Below are 18,952 nucleotides of genomic sequence, written 5' to 3'. Positions count from 1 at the left end.
GAACTGTTTGGGCTGCGTCAGGCGCCCCATCTTCCATCCAGAGAGATGGAGGCTCTGAATATGGATCTGAAAGACAAGACAATCCTCATCACCGGTTCGACCGACGGCGTCGGCCGTGTCGTCGCGCAAAGGCTGGGCGCCGGCGGCGCGCGCGTGCTGGTGCATGGCCGTGACGCGGCTCGCGGCAAGGCAACCGTCGCAGAAATCGAATCCGCCGGCGGCAAAGCCGAGTTCCTCGCCGCCAACCTCGCCTCGCTAGCCGAGGTCCGCCGCCTTGCCGAGGCCGTACGCGCAAAAACCGACCGGCTCGACATCCTCATCAACAATGCCGGCATCGGCACGGCCGGCGCCAAGCGACAGCTCAGCGCCGACGGCTTCGAACTGCGCTTTGCGGTCAACTATCTCGCCGGTTTCCTGCTGACCTCGGAACTGCTGCCGCTGCTCAAGGCGAGTTCGCCGGCGCGCATCATCAACGTCGCTTCGGCCGGCCAGCAGGCGATCGATTTCGGCGATGTCATGCTGACACGTTCCTATGACGGCGTGCGCGCCTATTGCCAGAGCAAGCTGGCGCAGATCCTGTTCACCATCGACCTGGCCGGAGAGTTGAAAGGCAGCGGCGTCACCGTCAACGCTCTGCATCCGGCGAGCTACATGAACACCACCATGGTCCGCCAGGCCGGCGTGACGCCATGGAGCTCGGTCGAGACCGGCGCCGACGCCATTCTCAACCTCGCGACATCGCCCGCGCTGGAGGGCCGCAGCGGCCTCTATTTCGACGGCCGAAGGGAGGCCCGCGCCGACGCACAAGCCTATGACGCCAAGGCCAGACAGCAATTGCGAACCCTGAGCCTCGACCTCGTCGGCCAGGCTTCCCCAAAATCGAAGGAACAGCATTCATGACCGGCAAGATCGAACACACGGTCGTCATCGGCGGCTCATCCGGCATCGGCCTGGCAACGGCGCGAAAACTGCTGGGCCCAGGCATGAAGGTGACCATCACCGGACGAAACCAGGACAAGCTCACCAGCGCCTGGAAGAGCCTCGGCGGCGCCGCCGAGAAAGCTGCCTTCGATGCTTCGAAGCCGGACGAAGTCCGCCAGTTCTTTGGGGAACTCGGACCGTTCGATCACCTCGTGCTGGCTGCCAGCGGCGGCAAGGGACTTGGGCCGTTCGAAACCCTCGACCTCTCAGACATCGCCGGCGGCGTCGACGAGAAAGTCCGGCCGCAGCTGTCCTGCCTGCAGGCTGCCTTGCCGACGCTCAACAGATCGGGATCGGTCACCTTCATCTCGGCGGTGTCGGCACAATTGTCGGTGCCCGGCGTGGCCGGCATCGCCGCCGTCAACGGCATGCTGCTGACGGTGGTGCCGATCCTGGCGGTCGAACTGAAGCCTCTGCGCGTCAACGTCGTTGCGCCCGGCGTCATCGACACGCCATGGTGGGATTTTCTGGCCGAAGACCAGCGGCAGGCGGTGTTCAGCGAATATGCCGGCAAAACCCCGGTGGGCAGGATCGGCCGCGCCGAAGACGTCGCCGGCGCAATCGCCTTTCTCGTCTCCAACGGCTTCATGACCGGCCAGGTGCTGACCTGCGATGGCGGTTTGCGCTTCGCGGCGTGACCTTACAGCGACTGTGCGATCAGCGTGAGAAAGCCTCCGGCCAGGGCGACGTTGCCGACGAAGCCGTTGATGCGCGAGGCCCGGTCCGGGCCCTGATGGTCCCAGAAATTGTGGAACATCGGCGTCGCGACAATGAGAAACAGCACCAGCACAGCACTGGCGATCGCGGTCCACAGGCCGGCCATCACCAGCGCGCCGGCAATGGTCTGCAGGACGATGCCGGCCCACAACGCCAATTTCGCCTGCGGCACGCCGCGCGCGGCCATCAGCCCGGTCAGGAACGCCTCGTTTTGAACATTGCGCAGTCCCGCGACAACGAAGGCGCCGCCAAGCAACAGGCGGCCGAGAAACAACAGGGTCGAAGGCAAATCGACAGGCATGAAATCTTCCCCGTACTTAAGCATGAAACAGGTGGAGCGCCGCCCTTTCCACGGCGCTCCATGACTAACCGGACGGTCAGGCTGCTTTGGCAGCCGGCATCGGGTGAATGGCGTGGAACGGGATGCAGAGCCGGTTCCAGGTGTTGATCATGCCGATCGCGACCGACAGCTTGACCAGTTCCTCTTCCGAGAAGTGCTCTAGCGTGCGGGCATAGAGTTCGTCCGAAACGCCATTGTTGGCGATCAGGGTCGTTGCCTCGGTCCAGGCAAGCGCCGCGCGTTCGCGCTCGGAAAACAGCGGCGATTCCTGCCAGGCCGAAACCAGATAGAGCCGTGTCTCGGTTTCGCCATCGCGCCTCGCCTCGCGGCTATGCATCTCGACGCAGTAGGAGCAGCCATTGATCTGCGAGGCGCGGAGCTTGATCAAATGCAGCAGGCTCACTTCAAGCCCGCATTCGTCGACCGCCTTGTTGAGCGCCGACACGGCTTTCATGATCTCAGGCGCCTTGGCGAAGAATTGCAGTCTCTGTTTCATCGTCTTTCCTTTCACATCTGTCTGGCGGGGGATTAAATCTGTTTGGTCGAAGCGGGTTTCTGCGGCCGCTGATGGCGCGCCACAAAGGCACAGCTGGCGGCAAACGATCGCGGATCGCCTTCGGCCTTGTAATCAGCCACGATGTCGGACAACCGGGTTTCCGCGAGGGCCGCGCGATAGGCGCGCTCGGCCTTCAGCATCGCGGCATTGATGCCGCACGGCTTCACATAGGCCGAAGCATCGATCTTGACCGGGCCGCGCTGGCGGATCTCGCCGCAGCGGAAGGCCGGCTCGCGACCCTCGACCGCAAGCACGATATCGAGCAGCGTGATGCGCTCGGCCGGACGCGCCAGCCGGTAGCCGCCCGCCGGTCCCGGCACCGATTCCAGGATGCGCGCAGCCGTCAGCTGGTTCAGATGTTTCAGCAGATAGCTCGGCGACAGGCCGAAGGACTCTGCCAAAGCAGCACCCGGCATCGTGCTGTTGCCCTCCACGCTGGCCAGTGTGGCCGCGCAATGGATGGCCGCCTCTACACCCTCGCCCAGCTTCACGATGTTGCGCTCCTATTCATGGATATCTTTTATCCTAGATAAATGTTATCTGCAATAGGAAAATGAAAAACGGCGCTCGAAAGCGCCGCTTTTTTCTTCGACCCGTTCCCTACTCCGCGGCCACCTTGGCCATCGGGTTGTTCGGGTGCGTCGTCCAATTGGCGTAGACCGGCGACACCGGCTTGCCGGTGCGCTGGTCCATGACGCCGGCGGCCAGCGGCTCCATGGTGATGCAGTTCTCGACCGGACAGACATTGACGCACAGATTGCAGCCGACGCATTCGGCCTCGATCACCTCGAAATGCCTGACCCCGTCGACCATGTTGGTGATCGCCTGGTGTGAGGTGTCTTCGCAGGCGATGTGGCAGCGGCCGCATTTGATGCAGGCGTCCTGGTCGATATGCGCCTTGGCGATGTAATTGAGATTGAGATACTGCCAGTCGGTGACGTTGGGCGTGGCGCGACCGACAATATCGTCGAGCGAGGCATGACCCTTCTCGTCCATCCAGTTTTCGAGACCGGCGATCATTTCCTGCACGATCTTGAAGCCGTAGGTCATCGCCGCGGTGCACACCTGCACATTGCCGGCGCCGAGCGCCATGAACTCGGCGGCGTCGCGCCAGGTGGTGATGCCGCCAATGCCGGAGATCGGCAGGCCGTGGGTCTCGGGGTCGCGGGCGATCTCGGCCACCATGTTCATGGCGATCGGCTTCACCGCCGGGCCGCAATAGCCGCCATGCGAACCCTTGCCGTCGATAGTGGGCTCTGGCGCAAAGCTGTCGAGATTGACGCCGGTGATCGAGTTGATGGTGTTGATCAGCGACACCGCATCGGTGCCGCCGGCGTGCGCGGCGCGCGCCGGCTTGCGCACATCGGTGATATTCGGCGTCAGCTTGGTGATGACAGGCATGCGGGTGTTGGCCTTGCACCAGCGCACCACCATTTCGATGTATTCCGGCACCTGGCCGACAGCCGCGCCCATGCCGCGTTCCGACATGCCGTGCGGGCAGCCGAAATTGAGCTCGATGCCGTCGGCTTCGGTCTCCTCGACCACCGGCAGGATCGCCTTCCAGCTTTCCTCGACGCATGGCACCATCAGCGAGACGACGATGGCGCGGTCGGGCCAGTCCTTCTTGACCTGCTTGATCTCGCGCAGGTTGACCTGCAAATCGCGGTCGGTGATCAGCTCGATATTGTTGAGCCCGAGCAGGCGGCGGTCGGCGCCCCAGATGGCGCCATAGCGCGGGCCGTTGACGTTGACCACCGGCGGGCCTTCTTCGCCCAGCGTCTTCCACACGACACCGCCCCAGCCCGCCTTGAAGGCGCGGATGACATTGTAGGCCTTGTCGGTCGGCGGCGCCGAAGCCAGCCAGAACGGATTGGGCGATTTGATGCCGACGAAATTGTTGCGGATGTCTGCCATGACAGGTCCCTTTCAACCGAGACGAAGGAGCATTTCCACGGGTGCGAGAATGCCGCCTTTAAGCGCGGGGGTGAGATTGGCGATCTTGGTGCCGGCGTTCTCGCCCATGATAAGATTAACGCCAGGCGGCGGCTTTTTTCCTTCCGGCTGCGCCGCAGCCATGCGCGCCCGTATCGTGTCGAAAAATTCGATGGCGAAGGCGCCACGAGGGCGCTCGGCGGTTACAGAGAACCCCGCGGCGGCGGCAGCCGAACGATAGTCGTCGGGCGTGGCAACGAAGGACATGCTCTCGTCGGATGCCCATGGCAGCGGATAGGTCAGCGCACCTGCCTTGAGCCGCATCACATCGTAGACAGCAAAGACGCCGCCCGGCTTGAGCACACGCGCCGCCTCGCTCATCAGCTTTTTCTTGTCGGGAAGATTCATGCCGACATGCAGGATCATGGCCGTATCAAAGCTTTTGTTGCTGAACGGCATGTCCAGCGCGCTGCCCTGCACGAACCGGACTTTGTCGGCCATTCCCACCCGCTTCGACAGGCTGGTCGCGATGTCGACATAGCTTTGCGTCAGATCAATGCCGGTGACATCGGCGCCGGCATTGTTGGCGGCGAAGCGGGCTGGACCACCCACGCCGGAACCAATGTCGAGCAGCCTGGCCCCCGGCTTCAAACCCATCTGGCCGATGAGTTCCCTGGTGGCGGCGATACCGCCAATGTGGAACTCGTCGACCGCTTCGAGATCGCCAGCGCGTAGATGGGCAATTTCCACGCCGGTATCGGCGAGCACGGCAAGAATGTGCTGCTCAAGATCCGAGACGTCGTAGTGACGCGCGATGCCTGATTCCACTGAGGCCATGATCTCTATCCCTGTGCCAGACTCCGGTTGATGCTCTCCGCCGCATCGCGGCCTTGCGCGACGGCCGATACCGTCAAATCGTCGCCGCCAAAAATGCAGTCGCCGCCGGCCCAGACATTGGCGAGCGAGGTGCGCCCTTCTGCGTCGACCTTGATGCGGCCGGCTTCGAGTTCGATCGCAGCACCGCTGCCGTTAAGTGCCGCCGGCACAAAGCTCTGGCCGATCGCCTTGAACACCTGGTCGGCGGCCAGCGTCAGCCGCTCGCCGGTGCCGACAAGCGTGTCGCCGTTCATCGCTGTGTATTCGAGCTCGATGCCCGACACTTTGCCACCTTCGACAATGACCCGCTTCGGCTGCAGCCAGTGGCGGATGGTGACGCCGTTGGCGGCTGCCAGATCCTGCTCGAACTCGGAAGCGTTCATGTGTTCCTGGCCGCGCCGGTAGCAGATCGTCACCTCCTCGGCGCCGAGCAGCTTCGACTGCACGGCGGCGTCGATCGCCGTCATGCCGCCGCCGATGACGACGACGCGCCGGCCGATTGGCAGGCTCGAGAGATCGCTGGCCTGGCGCAGTTCGGCGATGAATTCGACTGCATTGACGACGCCACCGGCCTCCTCGCCATCGGCGCGCAGCGCATTGACGCCGCCAAGCCCCATGCCGAGGAAGACGGCATCATAATTGAGGATCAGGTCCGACAGCTGGTAGTCGCGACCGAGCGCCTTGCCGTTATGGATATCGATGCCGCCGATCCCAGTGACATAGTCGACCTCGGCCTGGGCGAAATTGTCGATGCTCTTGTAGGCGGCGATGCCATATTCATTGAGGCCGCCGGCCTTCGGGCGGGCTTCCAGAATGGTGACGTCATGGCCGTGGCGAGCGAGCCGGTGGGCGGCGGCAAGACCGGCCGGTCCGGCGCCCACGACGGCGACCGACTTGCCGGTCGATTCAGCGCGCGGATAAAACTGCTTGTGCTCGGCCATTGCGACGTCGGTGGCGTAGCGCTGCAGGCGGCCGATCTGCACCGGCTTGCCTTCCGCCACCTCGCGCACGCAGACCTCTTCGCAAAGCGTCTCGGTCGGGCAGACGCGGGCGCACATGCCACCCAATATGTTCTGGTCGAAAATCGTCTTGGCCGAACCGATCGGGTTGCCGGTCGATATCTGGCGGATGAACAGCGGAATGTCGATCGAGGTCGGGCACGCGTTCATGCACGGCGCATCGTAGCAGAAATAGCAGCGGTCGGATTCGACCAGCGCTTCGTGGTGATCGAGCGGCGGATGCAGGTCGGAAAAATTCTCGGCGTACTGGTCGGCGGCAAGCCGGCCGCCGGCAATGCCGTCCTTGAACTGGCCTTCTGGCATCGTCAGTTCCCCATGTTTTCGTTTTGGGGAAGGCTAGCACGTTTTATTTTTTTATCAATTGGTCAATTTTCGCCGCAAGCCACTGAAAAGCCTAGCTGATAATATGATCGGACCACTCATGTTATTGCCTATGTCACGGGCGAAAAGCCAGTGCTCGTAGCGCCGCCATGGATCGACCTGATCTCGTTGGCAACCAGTTGCTGCAGCCGCCACAGATTGCGGTCGCGGATGCCGAATTCCTCAAGGTGGCTGACGGTGTTGTAGAGATATTCCGCGCCTGAGCCGACATGGCCGCAGGCTCTGGCAAGCACCCTCGCCACCCGATCCAGCGGCTGCCCGAGCGAGGTTCCCCTGCCCGTCACCCCGACCCAGAAGCCGAGCGCCCGTATCCGGCCCTGCTCCGTGCGCACGGGAACCCACCGGACCGAGCTGACACTCTCATGATCGTCGATCTCGCGCCGCAACAATCTTTCGATCTGCTGCGGCTTGTCGCCGTCGGGCAGGCGGTAGATGACGCCGTCGCATCGGCCGCCGCGTTCGAGCGCCATCATCAGCCCCGGCTGCGCGACGCTGCCGCGCCAGCGCACCATGTCGAGGCAGAACGAGCGATGCCAGCCAAACGCAGTGGCGCGCTGGCGTTCGACGGACTCGAAAGCCGGCTTCCAGATCAGCGAGCCATAGGCGAACACCCATAACGGCCCCGCATCGGCTTCGTCGGAGAGCCGTAAGGCAAGCGTGCGAAAATCCTCGTCGTTCAGCTGCGTCCAGCTGCCGTCCGGTCCGGGATCGACCTCTTCGCGATGACACAGTGACACAAGCTCAGGCGTGAGCGACATAAGGCGCATGAAACGACTACCCCTCGTTTGCCCAAGGAAAGTCGAAAACCGCCGCACGTGCAAGGCGTCGGTGGGGCGAAGTGCGGAACGATGTGTCAACGCAGCCGTTGAACTTTCTCCGCTTCGCTGTCGGATTCGCGTCGCTGAAAACGTCCTTTGATGGATCGGACGACGATCTATGCATGAAGGTGAGGAGACCGAAAATGCCGAAATCCCCAATGCCCTTCTTCTGGTACGAGTTGATGACCAGCGACCTCGATGCGGCGCAAGCATTTTACACCACCGTGGTCGGCTGGCGGGCCGAGCCCTTCGACAAGGCGCCCAGCATGCCGCGCTATTTCGTGGTGAACTCCGCCGAGCGTGGCGTCGGCGGGCTGATGACCCTGCCCGAGGAAGCAGCCAGGACGGGTCTGAAGCCGGCCTGGTTCGGCTATATCCACACCAGCGATACCGTTGCCTCGACCGAGGCACTGAAAGCGGCCGGCGGGGCTGTTCACCGCGAACCCGACGACATTCCCGGCGTCGGCCGCTTCTCCGTCGTCGCCGACCCGCAAGGCGCCGCCTTCATGTTCCTGCAGCCCAATGGCCTCGACCAGCCCGTCCTTCCGGCAACGACGCCGGGCCATGTCGGCTGGCACGAGCTTTATGCGGCCGACCGCCAGAAGGCCTTCGATTTCTACTCCAGCCAGTTCGGCTGGACCGATGCCGGTAGCATGGACATCGGCGAGATGGGCATCTATCAGACCTTCTCGGCCGGCCCTGAATCCGGCGGCGGCATCATGAACAAGCCACAACAGCTGCCGGTGCCGGTGTGGCTGTTCTACTTCAATGTCGATGCCATCGACGCAGCCGCCAAACGCGTCACCGACAATGGCGGCAAGATCGTCATGGGTCCGATGCCGGTGCCGACCGGCCAATGGATTGCCCAGTTCACCGATCCGCAAGGCGCCTATTTCGCGCTGATCGCGCCGGGCCGCTGATCCCCTCCGGTACTCGCCTGCACGGAACTGCTCTCATCGCACTGCCGGTGCGATGAGAGGCGCGTCCGGGCGCGGTCACTCCGGCGCCAGCACCGCGACCTTGAGGTTCTCTTTCCTGGCGCCGCTGAGCTGGATCGTGGCTGCGCCAGGCGTCAGCTTGAAGCGCACGCTCTTGCGGATGCCGGGGCAGGTCTTCACGCCGCTGAAACCCGCTGATTTCACGGCTTGGCCATCCTGAATGACGTCGACCCAGGCCTCATCGGACAGGCTGATCTGGAGCTCTCCTTCCGCTGGCACGGCCACGTTTGCCGTCGCGCCGAACGTGCCGGCTGCCGGCGCGCGTTGCGGTGAGACCGTGAAGCTGACCGCATCGACGGGCTCCAGCGCCATATCCGCGGCTTCGCCGAAAGCAAGAGAGGCACCTGACTGCGCGGCGGGCGCAGCCGGAAACAGTTCCTGCTCGCGTGTCACCGGCCATTTGAAGGCATCGCAGCCAGCATCAGCGGCCACGGCGAAACTGGTGCTGGCGAGAATTGCGAACAGGCTGACGGCGACTTTTTTCATGGCTAGGAACCCGTTTGGTTTGGAGTGTCTACACGCAGACATACAACTTAAACGAGCTGTATGCAACCATAACGAGAACAAATTTCGAAGTCCAGACTGGAAGTGATTTCTAATCACCGATTGTTGATGACAGGCCACGCGAAGTGAATGGTCCAGCGCCGGGTGATAATTTATGGCCGGGCCGCAGGGTTGGAAAAATGGAGTTTAGATGAAGCTTTTTGATGGTCTCGCCAGATTTCAGCCGCAGGCACTCGGCCTCCTGCGCATCATCACAGCCCTGCAGTTCATCGAGCATGGCTCGCAGAAACTGTTCAATTTTCCGGTCAGCGCCGAGCCTCACGCTCTTACCGGCCTGACGGCGACGGCAGGCATCCTGGAGTTCGCCGGTGGCATCCTGCTGGCGCTCGGTCTGTTCACCCGCCCGGTCGCGTTCCTGCTGGCCGGCGAGATGGCCATCGCCTATTTCATGGCGCACTACCCGCGCGACTTCTTCCCGGTCAACAACAGCGGCGACGCGGCAATCTCCTTCTGCTTCATCTTCCTCTATCTGGTGTTTGCCGGCGCCGGCGCCTTCGCGCTCGACAACCGCCGCAGCCCCCGACGCGCCTGATGCATGTCGCCCAAAAGTGCGCAGCGGTTTTGGGATAACGACTTGCACAAAAACGACTTGCACAAAACAAGAATCTGAAGCGCCTCGGCGAAGCCGAAGCGCTTCAGGCGCGCATTCGCTCGAAGTTCGCGTCAAAGAGCGGCGCTGCCTGAACGCGCGCCGCGTGGCGCTTGCCCAAAAGTTCGATTTCGAAGCCGTCGCTCTTGTCTGCGATCTCCTTCGGCACATAGCCGATGGCGACGGATTTTTTTGAATGATGCGCATAGCCGCCCGACGTCACCCAGCCGCGCACCGCGCCATCGTACCAGATCGGCTCGTCGCCGATGACATCGGCATCGTCGGCATCGAGGATAAATGTGCGCAGCCTGAGCTTGCCGCCCTGCTTGCGCTCGGCAAGAGCGCCGGTTTTGCCGATGAAATCGGCATCCTTGCCATAGGCGACGAAACGGTCGAGCCCGGCCTCCAGCGGCCCGTAGACCGGCCGGTATTCGCGCGCCCATGAGCCGTAGTTTTTCTCCAGCCGCAGCGCATTGAGCGCGCGCGAGCCGAACAGGCCGAGGCCGAATTCCTCGCCTGCCGCCATCAATGCCCGGAAGGCAGCGCGCTGATATTCCGGCGCCACCCAGATCTCGTAACCGAGATCGCCGGTGTAGCTGACGCGGCCGACCAGGCATGGCGCCGTGCCGATGTCCATTTTCGCGACCGCCATGAACGGGAACCCGGCATTGGAGACATCCGCGCGGCTGACTTTCGCCAAGACATCCCGCGCCTTCGGGCCGGCGATTGCGAGGCCGGTCAGCTTCTGCCCCAGCGCCTCTAAACGAACCGAGCTATCCGCAGGCAGATGCGCCTCGAACCACCGCATATGATACTGCTCGGCAATGCCGGAGCCGGCGATGAACCATTCGCCGTCGCCGATATTGGCAAGCGTGAAATCGCCGATCAGTTTGCCGTCATCCTTCAGCATCGGCGCCAGCGTCATGCGGCCGGGCTTGGGCAGCTTGCAGGCAAAAATCCGATCGAGCCAGGCGGCCGCCCCCTCGCCCGTCATCTTGTACTTGGCGAAGTTCGAAATCTCCGCCATGCCGACGCTCTCACGAACCGTCGCTACCTCATTGGCGACATGGGAAAAATCGCTGGACCGCCGCCACGAGAACTCGTCCTTGACACCCGCGGGCGCATACCAGAGCGGCACTTCCAGCCCATAGGACACACCCCATTGCGCGCCCTTGGCCGAGAGCAGATCGTAGATCGGCGTCGTCTTCAGTAGCCGTCCGGCGGGCAGCTCCTCATTGGGGAAGCGGATCGAGAAGCGGCGCGAATAATTCTCGCGCACCTTGGCGTTGGTGTAGGCCATCGTCGCCCAGTCGCCGTAGCGCGCCACATCCATGGCCCAGATGTCGGCTCCTGGATCGCCCTCGATCATCCAGTTGGACAACGCCAGACCGACGCCGCCGCCTTGTGAAAAGCCCGCCATGACGCCGCAGGCGACCCAGAAGCCCGGAAGGCCGCGCACCGGCCCGACCAGCGGATTGCCATCCGGCGCGAAGGTGAAGGGCCCGTTGATGATCTGCTTGATGCCGGTCCTCTCGAAGGCCGGGAAATGCCTGAAGCCGACTTCGAGCGACGGCGCGATGCGGTCGATGTCCGGCTCCAGCAGTTCATGGCCGAAATCCCAAGGCGTCTGGAACTCGGACCACACCTTGTTGGCCTTCTCATAGGTGCCCATCAGCATGCCGCCGCGCTCCTGGCGCAGATAGAGCTCACCGTCGAAATCGACGGCGTGGATGATCTCGGTGCCGGTCTTGGCGTTCCACGCCGCGACTTCCGGCATATCCTCGGTGATCAGGTACATGTGCTCCATGGCCAGCACCGGCAGTTCCAGCCCGACCATGCGGCCGACCTCGCGCGCCCACAGGCCGCCGGCATTGACGACATGCTCGGCCACGACCTCGCCCTTGTTGGTGATGACCCGCCACGTCCCGTCGGGCCGGCGCACAATGTCTTCCACCTTGGTGAAGCGCTCGACCTCGGCGCCAAGCTTGCGCGCGGCCTTGGCGTAGGCATGCGTCACACCGGAGGGATCGAGATGGCCGTCTTCCTTGTTGCGAACGGCGCCGACGAACTGCTTGGGATCAATCAGCGGCATCAGTTCAGCCGCTTCGTTGGCCGATATTTCCTCGAGATCGATGCCGAGGTAACGCCCTTTGGCAACGACGCCGCGCAGCCAGTCGAGCCGCGCCTCGGTCGCCGCCAGCAGCACGCCGCCGGTCAGATGCACGCCGGTCGCCTGCCCCGACAGCTCCTCGATCTCCTTGTAGAGCGAGATCGTGTATTTCTGCAGCTTGGCGACGTTGGGGTCGCCATTGATCGTGTGCATGCCGCCGGCCGCATGCCAGGTCGAGCCCGAGGTCAGCTCGTCGCGCTCCAGCAGCACGACATCGGTCCAGCCATGGCGGGCCAGATGGAACAGCACCGAACACCCGACGACGCCACCGCCAATGACCACGACCTTTGCATGCGATTTCATGAGTTTTGCTCTGTTATCAATGAGTTGAGGAGATAAGGTGAATCAGAAAGGCAGCGCCGCGCGCCGACGCTGAAAAAGTCACGGCTCGCCCTGCCCGATCGCTTCCTTGCGCCTGGCCACATACGCCTCCAGCGCCTCGCGCACGGCGATATCCATCACCGGCTCGACATAGTCTTCCAGCGCCTTCTTCCACAGCCGGGTCGCGCGCGCCGTCGTGTCGAGGCCGCCGGCCTCCTGCCATGCCTCGTAATTCTGCCAGTTGGACAGTATCGGCTGGTAGAAGGCGGTGGCATAGCGTTCCAGCGTGTGCGGTTCGCCGAAGAAATGGCCGCCGGTCGGCACCGCGCCCAGCGCCTCGACCGCAAGCTCCGCCTCGTCGACGACGATCGGGCGCAGGAACTCCATCATGTGCTGGATCATCTCGACATCAATGATGAGCTTTTCGAACGATGCCGTCAGCCCGCCCTCCTGCCAGCCGGCGGCATGATAGACGAGGTTGCCGTGGCCGAGCACAGCGCCCCACAGCGCCATCAGCGTCTCGTAGGCGCCTTGCGCGTCCGCCGCATTCGATGCTGACCCCGGTGTCGTGCGGTAGGGCAGATTGTAGCGCCGCGCCAATTGCCCCGAGGCGATGTTGGCCTTGGTGTTCTCCGGCGTTCCGAAGGCCGGCGCGCCCGACTTCATGTCGACGTTGGAGGTGAAGGCGCCGTACATCACTGGCGCGCCGGGGCGCACCAGTTGCGTTAGCACCACGCCGAACAGCGCCTCGGCATTCTGCTGCGCCAGGGCGCCGGCGAGCGTCACCGGGCTCATCGCGCCCATCAGCGTGAACGGCGTCACCGCCACCGACTGGCCGAACTCGGCCATGGTCATCAGCCCTTCGGCCATCATCTCATCGAAACGCCGCGGCGAGTTGACCGAGATGATGGTGGCAATGCCGGGATCATCGCGCATCTCGTCCAGCGTCAGCCCGCGCGCGATTGCCATCATCTCGATGCCGTCCAGCGCCCGGCCTCGTCCGATCGCCGAGACATGGAAGGATTTGTCGGTCAGCGTCAGATTGGTGAAATAGGTATCCATGTGCCTGGTGTTCGCCGGCAGTTCCACCGGCGCGCAGACCTGGTTGCCGAGCATGTGGATGCAGTTGAAATGCTGAGCCAGCCGGGTCAGATCGGCATAGTCGTGCAAGTTTCCGGCGCGCCGGCCGCGCTCCATGTCGTGCACATTGGGCGGCCCGGCGACGAGGGTGAAATTGATCGTGTTGCCGCCGAGATGAATGGTGTTGGCGCGATTGCGCGGCGTCAGTCGATAGCTGGACTGCGTGGCCTTCAGCGCCTCGGCCACAAGGCCGCGGTCGATGCGGACATTCGCGGTCGCATGGTCGACCTTTGCGCCCGCCTTCTCGAACAGCGACAACGCCCGCGGAGACATCACCTCGATGCCGAAGTTTTCCAGAATATGCATCGATGCCTGATGGATGGCTTCGATCTGGTCGGCCGACAGCATCGCCATCGGCGGATAGGGATTGGTCACCCGCCGCAGTGGAAGTTGCGGGATGGCGGCAGGCCCCCGGTTGCTGGTTCGCTCCGCGCCGCGCTTGCGTCTTGGTTCATTCATGCCTGTCATCAGAGCGCCGGCATCCGGACATCGCTGTCAGAAATCCGCCCTTCGCGGACGTGATTTTAGCCAAGGCGGCATTTTTGAATTCTGACGGAGATAAAGGCGACGCGAAAGGTCGGAATAATGATACAGGTCCACTGAGCGCAGCCAGGCCGGCTAGCCGTTAAGAAACGCCGAAAGATTCCCTTTATGATTTCGGCCTATTCGTTTTCCAATGCGTAGTTCGAGTTTGAGTAAAATTGTAGCGGTTGGCGTGCTGCTGGCTTTGCCGGCCTGCGCGACGCCGCCCAACCATATCAACGATGTCTGCGCCGTCTTCGACCAGAACGACGGCTGGTTCGACAACTGGCAGTCGGCCGCCGAGCGCGCCTCGCAGAAATACGGGGTCCCCGTCCCCGTGCTGATGGCGACGGTGCGCAAGGAATCCGGTTTCAAGAGCAATGCCAGGCCGCCGCGTACCAAACTGCTCGGCTTCATTCCGTGGAAACATGTCTCGTCAGCCACTGGTTTCTCGCAGGCGCTCGACGGCACCTGGTCGCAATATCAGAGCGAAACCGGCAGTTGGGCGGCGAGGCGGACCAAGTTTGCCGATGCCGTCGATTTCGTCGGCTGGTATCATTCCAAGACATCAGACACGTTCGGCGTCGCCCGCAACGACACCTACAATCTCTACCTCGCCTACTATCTCGGCTGGACCGCCTACGGCCGTGGCAACCGTGGTGACGCCGGCGTGCAGGGCTATGCCAGGGCGACCGAAAAGATGGCCCGCGACTATGCCGAACAGCTGCAGCAATGCGGCAGCTGACGTTGCCAAGCGGTCTTGCAGCCACGCAGTTTGCGATCGAAGCGGAACTCAGCCATTCATTCGCTTGGGATCAGGTGGAGGATCGACCTCCCTCCCTTTACCGCTGCCGTTGACAGCTTTCGGTCAAACGTCGCCAATTGGCCGTCACGCGCCTTGGCGAGTCCCAACAGATAGCTATCCGTTACCTGTGCCGGGGTGAGGATCCTGGCTGCATCGATGTCGTTGGAACCGACAAGGCTGATCTCGTCAGGCCAGAACTGATGTCCTGAAAGGGCATGCAGCTTGCCGACAATCTGCGCCACCACGGCGGGAGAACCCGGAGAATTGGGGTATTTCGGGTTGCTTACAATCCTGATGACGCCATTCTCGGTAATGGGACATGTTGCCCATGATAAATGCCCGGTGGATTGGAACCACCGATGGGCAACTTCATGCGCGACGTGAGCCGGATCGATCAACGCAATCAACACATTGACGTCGAGCAGGAAGGTCACGCCAATTCGTCGCGAAGCGCATTGACCATTTCGAGATCGACCATCGGGCCGTCGGGCCGCGATGCAAGCAAGGGGATGCCGTTGCGTTCACCGCCGGTCGGTGGCCTGCGCAGTGAGCGGCGAGCCAGATCGGAAATGACATCGCCAACGCTGCGATCCTGCTGTCGCGCCATGGCCTTGGCCGCAAGTAGGACATCGTCATGGATTGCAAGTGTGGTTCTCACAATATGCTCCCTATCTCGCATCAAACATCACGCATCACATAAAGCAATGGACAGCAATATTCAAGCGAACGTGGCCTGTCGTTCCTTGAGCTATGGCGACGCTGCGGCAATGCGCCAACGAGCGGCATTGCCTCTATGGCTGGTCAGCTCGGCTTCTTGCCATGCGGGCGCTTCGGCGGTTCGCCGGCGAAACCTGGGCCGATCCCATCCGGTGCGTCTTCCGGCACGCCCTCATGCGCTGCGTGTTCCCTGTCGAACTTGATCACCGGCTCCATCGTCGCCAGCACATCGTCCGACAGCCAGCACAGGCTCATATGGCCATTGCCGAGATGCTTCACCGGCGGCACCTTGGTCTCGCACAGATTGTCCGGCACCAGCCTCTTGTAGCCGCAGCGCGTCTGGAACGGGCAGCCGCTCGGCGGGTTCATCGCCGACGGGATATCGCCTTCGAGCACGATGTGCCGTTTGACCACGCTGGTGTCGGCGATCGGGATAGCCGACAGCAGCGCCTCTGTGTAGGGGTGATAGGGTGGCGCGAAGATCTGGTCGGTCGTGCCCTGCTCGACGATGTAGCCGAGATACATGACGACGACGCGGTCGGCGATGTAGCGCACGACGGACAGATCGTGGCTGATGAACAGCATCGTCGTCTTGTTCTTGCGCTGGATGTCCATCAGCAGCTCGGTCACGGCCGCCTGCACCGAGACGTCGAGTGCCGACACCGGCTCGTCGGCCACCACCACCTTGGCATCGCCGGCAAAGGCGCGCGCAACGCCGATGCGCTGCTTCTGGCCGCCTGAGAGCTGACGCGGCTTGCGCGTCTCGAAGGCCCGCGGCAGCTTCACCAGGTCAAGCAGTTCCAGCATGCGCTTGCGCCGCTCCGCGACATTGTTGCCGACTTTGAATTTTTCCAGCGTGCGGATGATCTGCGAACCGACGGAGTGGCTGGGATTGAGCGTATCGAACGGGTTCTGGAACACCATCTGGATCGATGACACCGTTTCGACGCTGCGCTTCTCGATGCCGGTCGACTGGATCTCCTTGTTGCCCAGCGTCACTGTGCCGGCACTTGCCGTCTCCAGCCCGAGCAGGACCTTGGCCAGCGTCGACTTTCCGCAGCCGGACTCGCCGACGATGGCGACGGTCTCGGATTCGCGGGCCATGAACGAGATCGTCTCATTGGCCTTGACGACGCGGCCTTCGCTGGAGCCGAACACTTCGCTGCCGCCGACCTTGTAGTATTTTCTCAAATCCTCGATCTTGAGCACCGGCGCGCCGGGCACGACCTTCTCATTGACCTTCTTGGCGCCGGGAGGCAGCGCTTCCCAGTCGATCTCGTTGAAGCGCACGCAGCGCGAGAAATGCCCTTCGTGACCGGCGACCTCGATCATCGGGATTTCGGCGGCATTGCAGACGCCCTCAACGAAATGGTGGCAGCGCGGGCCGAAATTGCAGCCCTTGGGCCGCTCATGCGGCAGCGGCAACTGGCCGGGGATAGAGATCAGGGGCCGCGAATTCTTGTCGGCGCCCGGCAGCGGGATCGAACGGAACAGCCCTTGCGTATAGGGATGGCGCATCCGGTCGAACACGTCCTTGATCTTGCCGGTCTCGACCGCTTCGCCCGAGTACATCACCGTGATGCGGTCGCAGGTCTCGAGGATGAGGCCCAGATTGTGCGACACGAAGATCATCGACGTGCCGAACTTCTCGCCCAGCCCCTTGACCAGTTCGACGATGCCGGCCTCCACCGTCACGTCGAGCGCCGTCGTCGGTTCGTCGAGCAGAAGCAGCGCCGGCTTCGACAGCAGCGCCATGGCAATGACGATGCGCTGCTGCTGGCCGCCGGACAGCTGGTGCGGATAGGAACGCATCATGCGTTCGGGATCGGGCAATCTCACCGAGCGCACCATTTCGAGCGCCCTTTTGTAAGCCTCTTCCTTCGACACCTTGTCGTGGATCAGCGGCACTTCCATCAATTGCTGGCCGACCTTCATCGCCGGATTGAGGCTCGCCATCGGCTCCTGGTAGATCATGGCGATCTTGTTGCCGCGGATGGAGCGCAACTCCTCGTCGGACAGCTCGCCCATGTCCTTGCCCTGGAACTTGATCTTGCCGCCGACGATCTTTCCGATGTTGGAGAGGTCGCGCATGATACCGAGCGACACGGTCGACTTGCCGCAGCCGGACTCGCCGACGATGCCCATGGCTTCGCCCGGCATCACCGTGCAGGAAAAGTCCATGACGGCAGGGATCTCGCCCTTGCGGGTGAAGAAGGAGATCGACAGGTTCTCGATCTCGATGATCGGCCCATTGGTCGACTTTGGGGGATTTCGAACTGCCTCATTCATGGGTCGCTCCAATCCTATTTTCATGCTCGCGGGCCGAAACCCGCAGATCAGTCTTTCATCGATTGTTCGCGCAGCGAGTCGGCAAGCAGGTTCAAGCCCAGCACGAACGACATCAGCGCGATCGTCGGCGGCAGCGCCGGGTGGATGAAGGAGCGCAGCAGGCGGCTGGCGTCCTTGATTGCGGTGCCCCAGTCCGGGCTCTCCGGCGCCAGGCCCAGCCCGAAATAGCCGAGCGTGCCGAGCAGGATCGTGGTGTAGCCGATGCGCAGGCAGGCATCGACGATCAGCGGCCCGCGCGCATTGGGCAGGATCTCCCACAGCATGATGTACCAGGGCGATTCACCGCGCGTCTGCGCCGCCGCCACATAGTCGCGCGTCTTGATGTCCATCACCAGGCCGCGCACGATGCGGAATACGCCGGGGCTGGAGGCGAACACCACCGCCACGAAGATGTTGAGCTGGTTGGGATCGATGTGGATGATCTTGAACGGATCGGCGTCGAACACCAGGCCGGCATAGACCCAGCCGCCGATGATCAGCGTCAGCCCGAGCAATATATAGAGGCGGTCCGGCCGGTTCTTGTAGCGCGTCCAGAACAGCACCGAAAAGAAGATGATCGGGAACAGGAAGAACAGCCCGGCCATGGCGTAGGGGATCGGCGTATCCATGATGCCCGGCGTCACCAGCAGGTAGAACAGCAGGATCACCGGGAAGGCCAGCACCAGATTGGCCAGGAAGGACAGCACGGTGTCGATCCGGCCGCCATAGTAACCGGCGGGCAGACCGAGCGTGATGCCGACCATCAGCGCGAAACCGGTCGCAGCCGGTGCGATGATCAGCACGATCTGGCTGCCATAGACCATGCGCGAAAAGACATCGCGGGCGAGCTTGTCGCCGCCGAAATAGTAGATGAGTTTCGATACCGGCTCGAGCGAGCCCGGCAGCGCATCCTTCATGATCGGGACCTGGGCGAGCGGATCGAAGGGCGCGACGGTCGACGCGAAGATTGCCGTGAACAGCCAGAACAGGCAGATGCCGACACCGACTATGCCGACGCCGCTATCGAACAACTGGCCGTAGAGGCCGAGCCTTTTCTTGTAGGTGAAGCTCACCCCCATCACCAGGGCAAGCCCTAACCAGACCGGCCAGAAACGCCCAATCACGCCGAGCACGACATTGAAGGCACCGATATATTCGACCTGCATCTGCCCCAGCCC

Annotated in this window: 19 protein-coding genes; 5 read left to right on the top strand and 14 right to left on the bottom strand. The window is 62.8% G+C overall.

What is annotated here, in order from left to right; translation table 11 throughout:
- Positions 1–60: 60 nt before the first annotated feature.
- A complete protein-coding gene (locus NKI10_RS03105) occupies positions 61–900 on the top strand; it encodes an SDR family oxidoreductase (protein ID WP_352858597.1) in 840 nt (279 codons plus the stop codon).
- Positions 897–1,619, top strand: a complete 723-nt coding sequence (locus NKI10_RS03100; protein ID WP_023804950.1) for an SDR family oxidoreductase — start codon at positions 897–899, stop codon at positions 1,617–1,619. Before NKI10_RS03105 ends, NKI10_RS03100 begins: the two co-directional genes overlap by 4 nt.
- Before the next feature lie 2 nt (positions 1,620–1,621).
- On the opposite strand, the gene NKI10_RS03095 is transcribed toward NKI10_RS03100, so the two are convergent.
- The 7 genes from NKI10_RS03095 to NKI10_RS03065 form a co-directional block, all read right to left on the bottom strand.
- Positions 1,622–1,999: a DoxX family protein gene (locus NKI10_RS03095; protein WP_352858594.1), complete on the bottom strand. Its 378-nt coding sequence runs from the start codon at positions 1,997–1,999 to the stop codon at positions 1,622–1,624.
- Between the two features lie 76 nt (positions 2,000–2,075).
- Positions 2,076–2,534, bottom strand: coding sequence for a carboxymuconolactone decarboxylase family protein (locus tag NKI10_RS03090; protein ID WP_023690827.1), 459 nt, complete (start codon positions 2,532–2,534; stop codon positions 2,076–2,078).
- A 32-nt stretch (positions 2,535–2,566) separates the two neighbouring features.
- Positions 2,567–3,085, bottom strand: coding sequence for an RrF2 family transcriptional regulator (locus NKI10_RS03085; RefSeq protein ID WP_023697058.1), 519 nt, complete (start codon positions 3,083–3,085; stop codon positions 2,567–2,569).
- A 109-nt stretch (positions 3,086–3,194) separates the two neighbouring features.
- The gene (preA, locus tag NKI10_RS03080; RefSeq protein WP_023746950.1) at positions 3,195–4,508 is read right to left on the bottom strand and encodes an NAD-dependent dihydropyrimidine dehydrogenase subunit PreA; all 1,314 of its coding nucleotides are present in this window, start codon (positions 4,506–4,508) and stop codon (positions 3,195–3,197) included.
- Positions 4,509–4,520: 12 nt separating this feature from the next.
- Positions 4,521–5,363 (bottom strand): class I SAM-dependent methyltransferase, encoded by an 843-nt coding sequence (locus NKI10_RS03075; RefSeq protein WP_352858591.1) that lies wholly within the window; start codon positions 5,361–5,363, stop codon positions 4,521–4,523.
- Between the two features lie 5 nt (positions 5,364–5,368).
- Positions 5,369–6,724 (bottom strand): NAD(P)-dependent oxidoreductase, encoded by a 1,356-nt coding sequence (locus tag NKI10_RS03070; RefSeq protein WP_352460211.1) that lies wholly within the window; start codon positions 6,722–6,724, stop codon positions 5,369–5,371.
- 128 nt (positions 6,725–6,852) lie between these two features.
- The gene (locus NKI10_RS03065) at positions 6,853–7,569 is read right to left on the bottom strand and encodes a gamma-glutamylcyclotransferase (protein WP_352858589.1); all 717 of its coding nucleotides are present in this window, start codon (positions 7,567–7,569) and stop codon (positions 6,853–6,855) included.
- 194 nt (positions 7,570–7,763) lie between these two features.
- Here NKI10_RS03065 and NKI10_RS03060 point away from each other — a divergent pair, with 194 nt between their 5' ends.
- On the top strand, positions 7,764–8,540 hold the full coding sequence (locus tag NKI10_RS03060) for a VOC family protein (RefSeq protein ID WP_352858587.1): 777 nt from the start codon (positions 7,764–7,766) through the stop codon (positions 8,538–8,540).
- Positions 8,541–8,615: 75 nt separating this feature from the next.
- Here the strand turns inward: NKI10_RS03060 and NKI10_RS03055 are convergent, their stop codons facing one another.
- A complete protein-coding gene (locus NKI10_RS03055) occupies positions 8,616–9,104 on the bottom strand; it encodes a hypothetical protein (protein WP_352858585.1) in 489 nt (162 codons plus the stop codon).
- A 208-nt stretch (positions 9,105–9,312) separates the two neighbouring features.
- On the opposite strand from NKI10_RS03055, the gene NKI10_RS03050 reads away from it, so the two are divergent.
- Positions 9,313–9,714 (top strand): DoxX family protein, encoded by a 402-nt coding sequence (locus NKI10_RS03050; protein WP_352858583.1) that lies wholly within the window; start codon positions 9,313–9,315, stop codon positions 9,712–9,714.
- Positions 9,715–9,817: 103 nt separating this feature from the next.
- On the opposite strand, the gene NKI10_RS03045 is transcribed toward NKI10_RS03050, so the two are convergent.
- The gene (locus NKI10_RS03045) at positions 9,818–12,244 is read right to left on the bottom strand and encodes a GcvT family protein (protein ID WP_352858580.1); all 2,427 of its coding nucleotides are present in this window, start codon (positions 12,242–12,244) and stop codon (positions 9,818–9,820) included.
- 78 nt (positions 12,245–12,322) lie between these two features.
- Positions 12,323–13,861 (bottom strand): trimethylamine methyltransferase family protein, encoded by a 1,539-nt coding sequence (locus NKI10_RS03040; RefSeq protein ID WP_352858577.1) that lies wholly within the window; start codon positions 13,859–13,861, stop codon positions 12,323–12,325.
- 217 nt (positions 13,862–14,078) lie between these two features.
- On the opposite strand from NKI10_RS03040, the gene NKI10_RS03035 reads away from it, so the two are divergent.
- Positions 14,079–14,669: a transglycosylase SLT domain-containing protein gene (locus NKI10_RS03035; RefSeq protein ID WP_352446054.1), complete on the top strand. Its 591-nt coding sequence runs from the start codon at positions 14,079–14,081 to the stop codon at positions 14,667–14,669.
- Positions 14,670–14,725: 56 nt separating this feature from the next.
- On the opposite strand, the gene NKI10_RS03030 is transcribed toward NKI10_RS03035, so the two are convergent.
- From NKI10_RS03030 to NKI10_RS03015, 4 genes are all read right to left on the bottom strand, one after another.
- Positions 14,726–15,163, bottom strand: a complete 438-nt coding sequence (locus NKI10_RS03030; protein ID WP_352858574.1) for a TA system VapC family ribonuclease toxin — start codon at positions 15,161–15,163, stop codon at positions 14,726–14,728.
- On the bottom strand, positions 15,160–15,387 hold the full coding sequence (locus tag NKI10_RS03025; RefSeq protein WP_023741733.1) for a hypothetical protein: 228 nt from the start codon (positions 15,385–15,387) through the stop codon (positions 15,160–15,162). Before NKI10_RS03025 ends, NKI10_RS03030 begins: the two co-directional genes overlap by 4 nt.
- Before the next feature lie 143 nt (positions 15,388–15,530).
- A complete protein-coding gene (locus tag NKI10_RS03020; RefSeq protein ID WP_352858569.1) occupies positions 15,531–17,735 on the bottom strand; it encodes a dipeptide ABC transporter ATP-binding protein in 2,205 nt (734 codons plus the stop codon).
- 47 nt (positions 17,736–17,782) lie between these two features.
- Positions 17,783–18,940 (bottom strand): ABC transporter permease, encoded by a 1,158-nt coding sequence (locus NKI10_RS03015; RefSeq protein ID WP_352858566.1) that lies wholly within the window; start codon positions 18,938–18,940, stop codon positions 17,783–17,785.
- Positions 18,941–18,952: the final 12 nt, after the last annotated feature.

The organism is Mesorhizobium sp. M0802 (assembly GCF_040320115.1).
Classification (GTDB): domain Bacteria; phylum Pseudomonadota; class Alphaproteobacteria; order Rhizobiales; family Rhizobiaceae; genus Mesorhizobium.
This window is presented reverse-complemented; position numbering and strand designations above follow the sequence as displayed.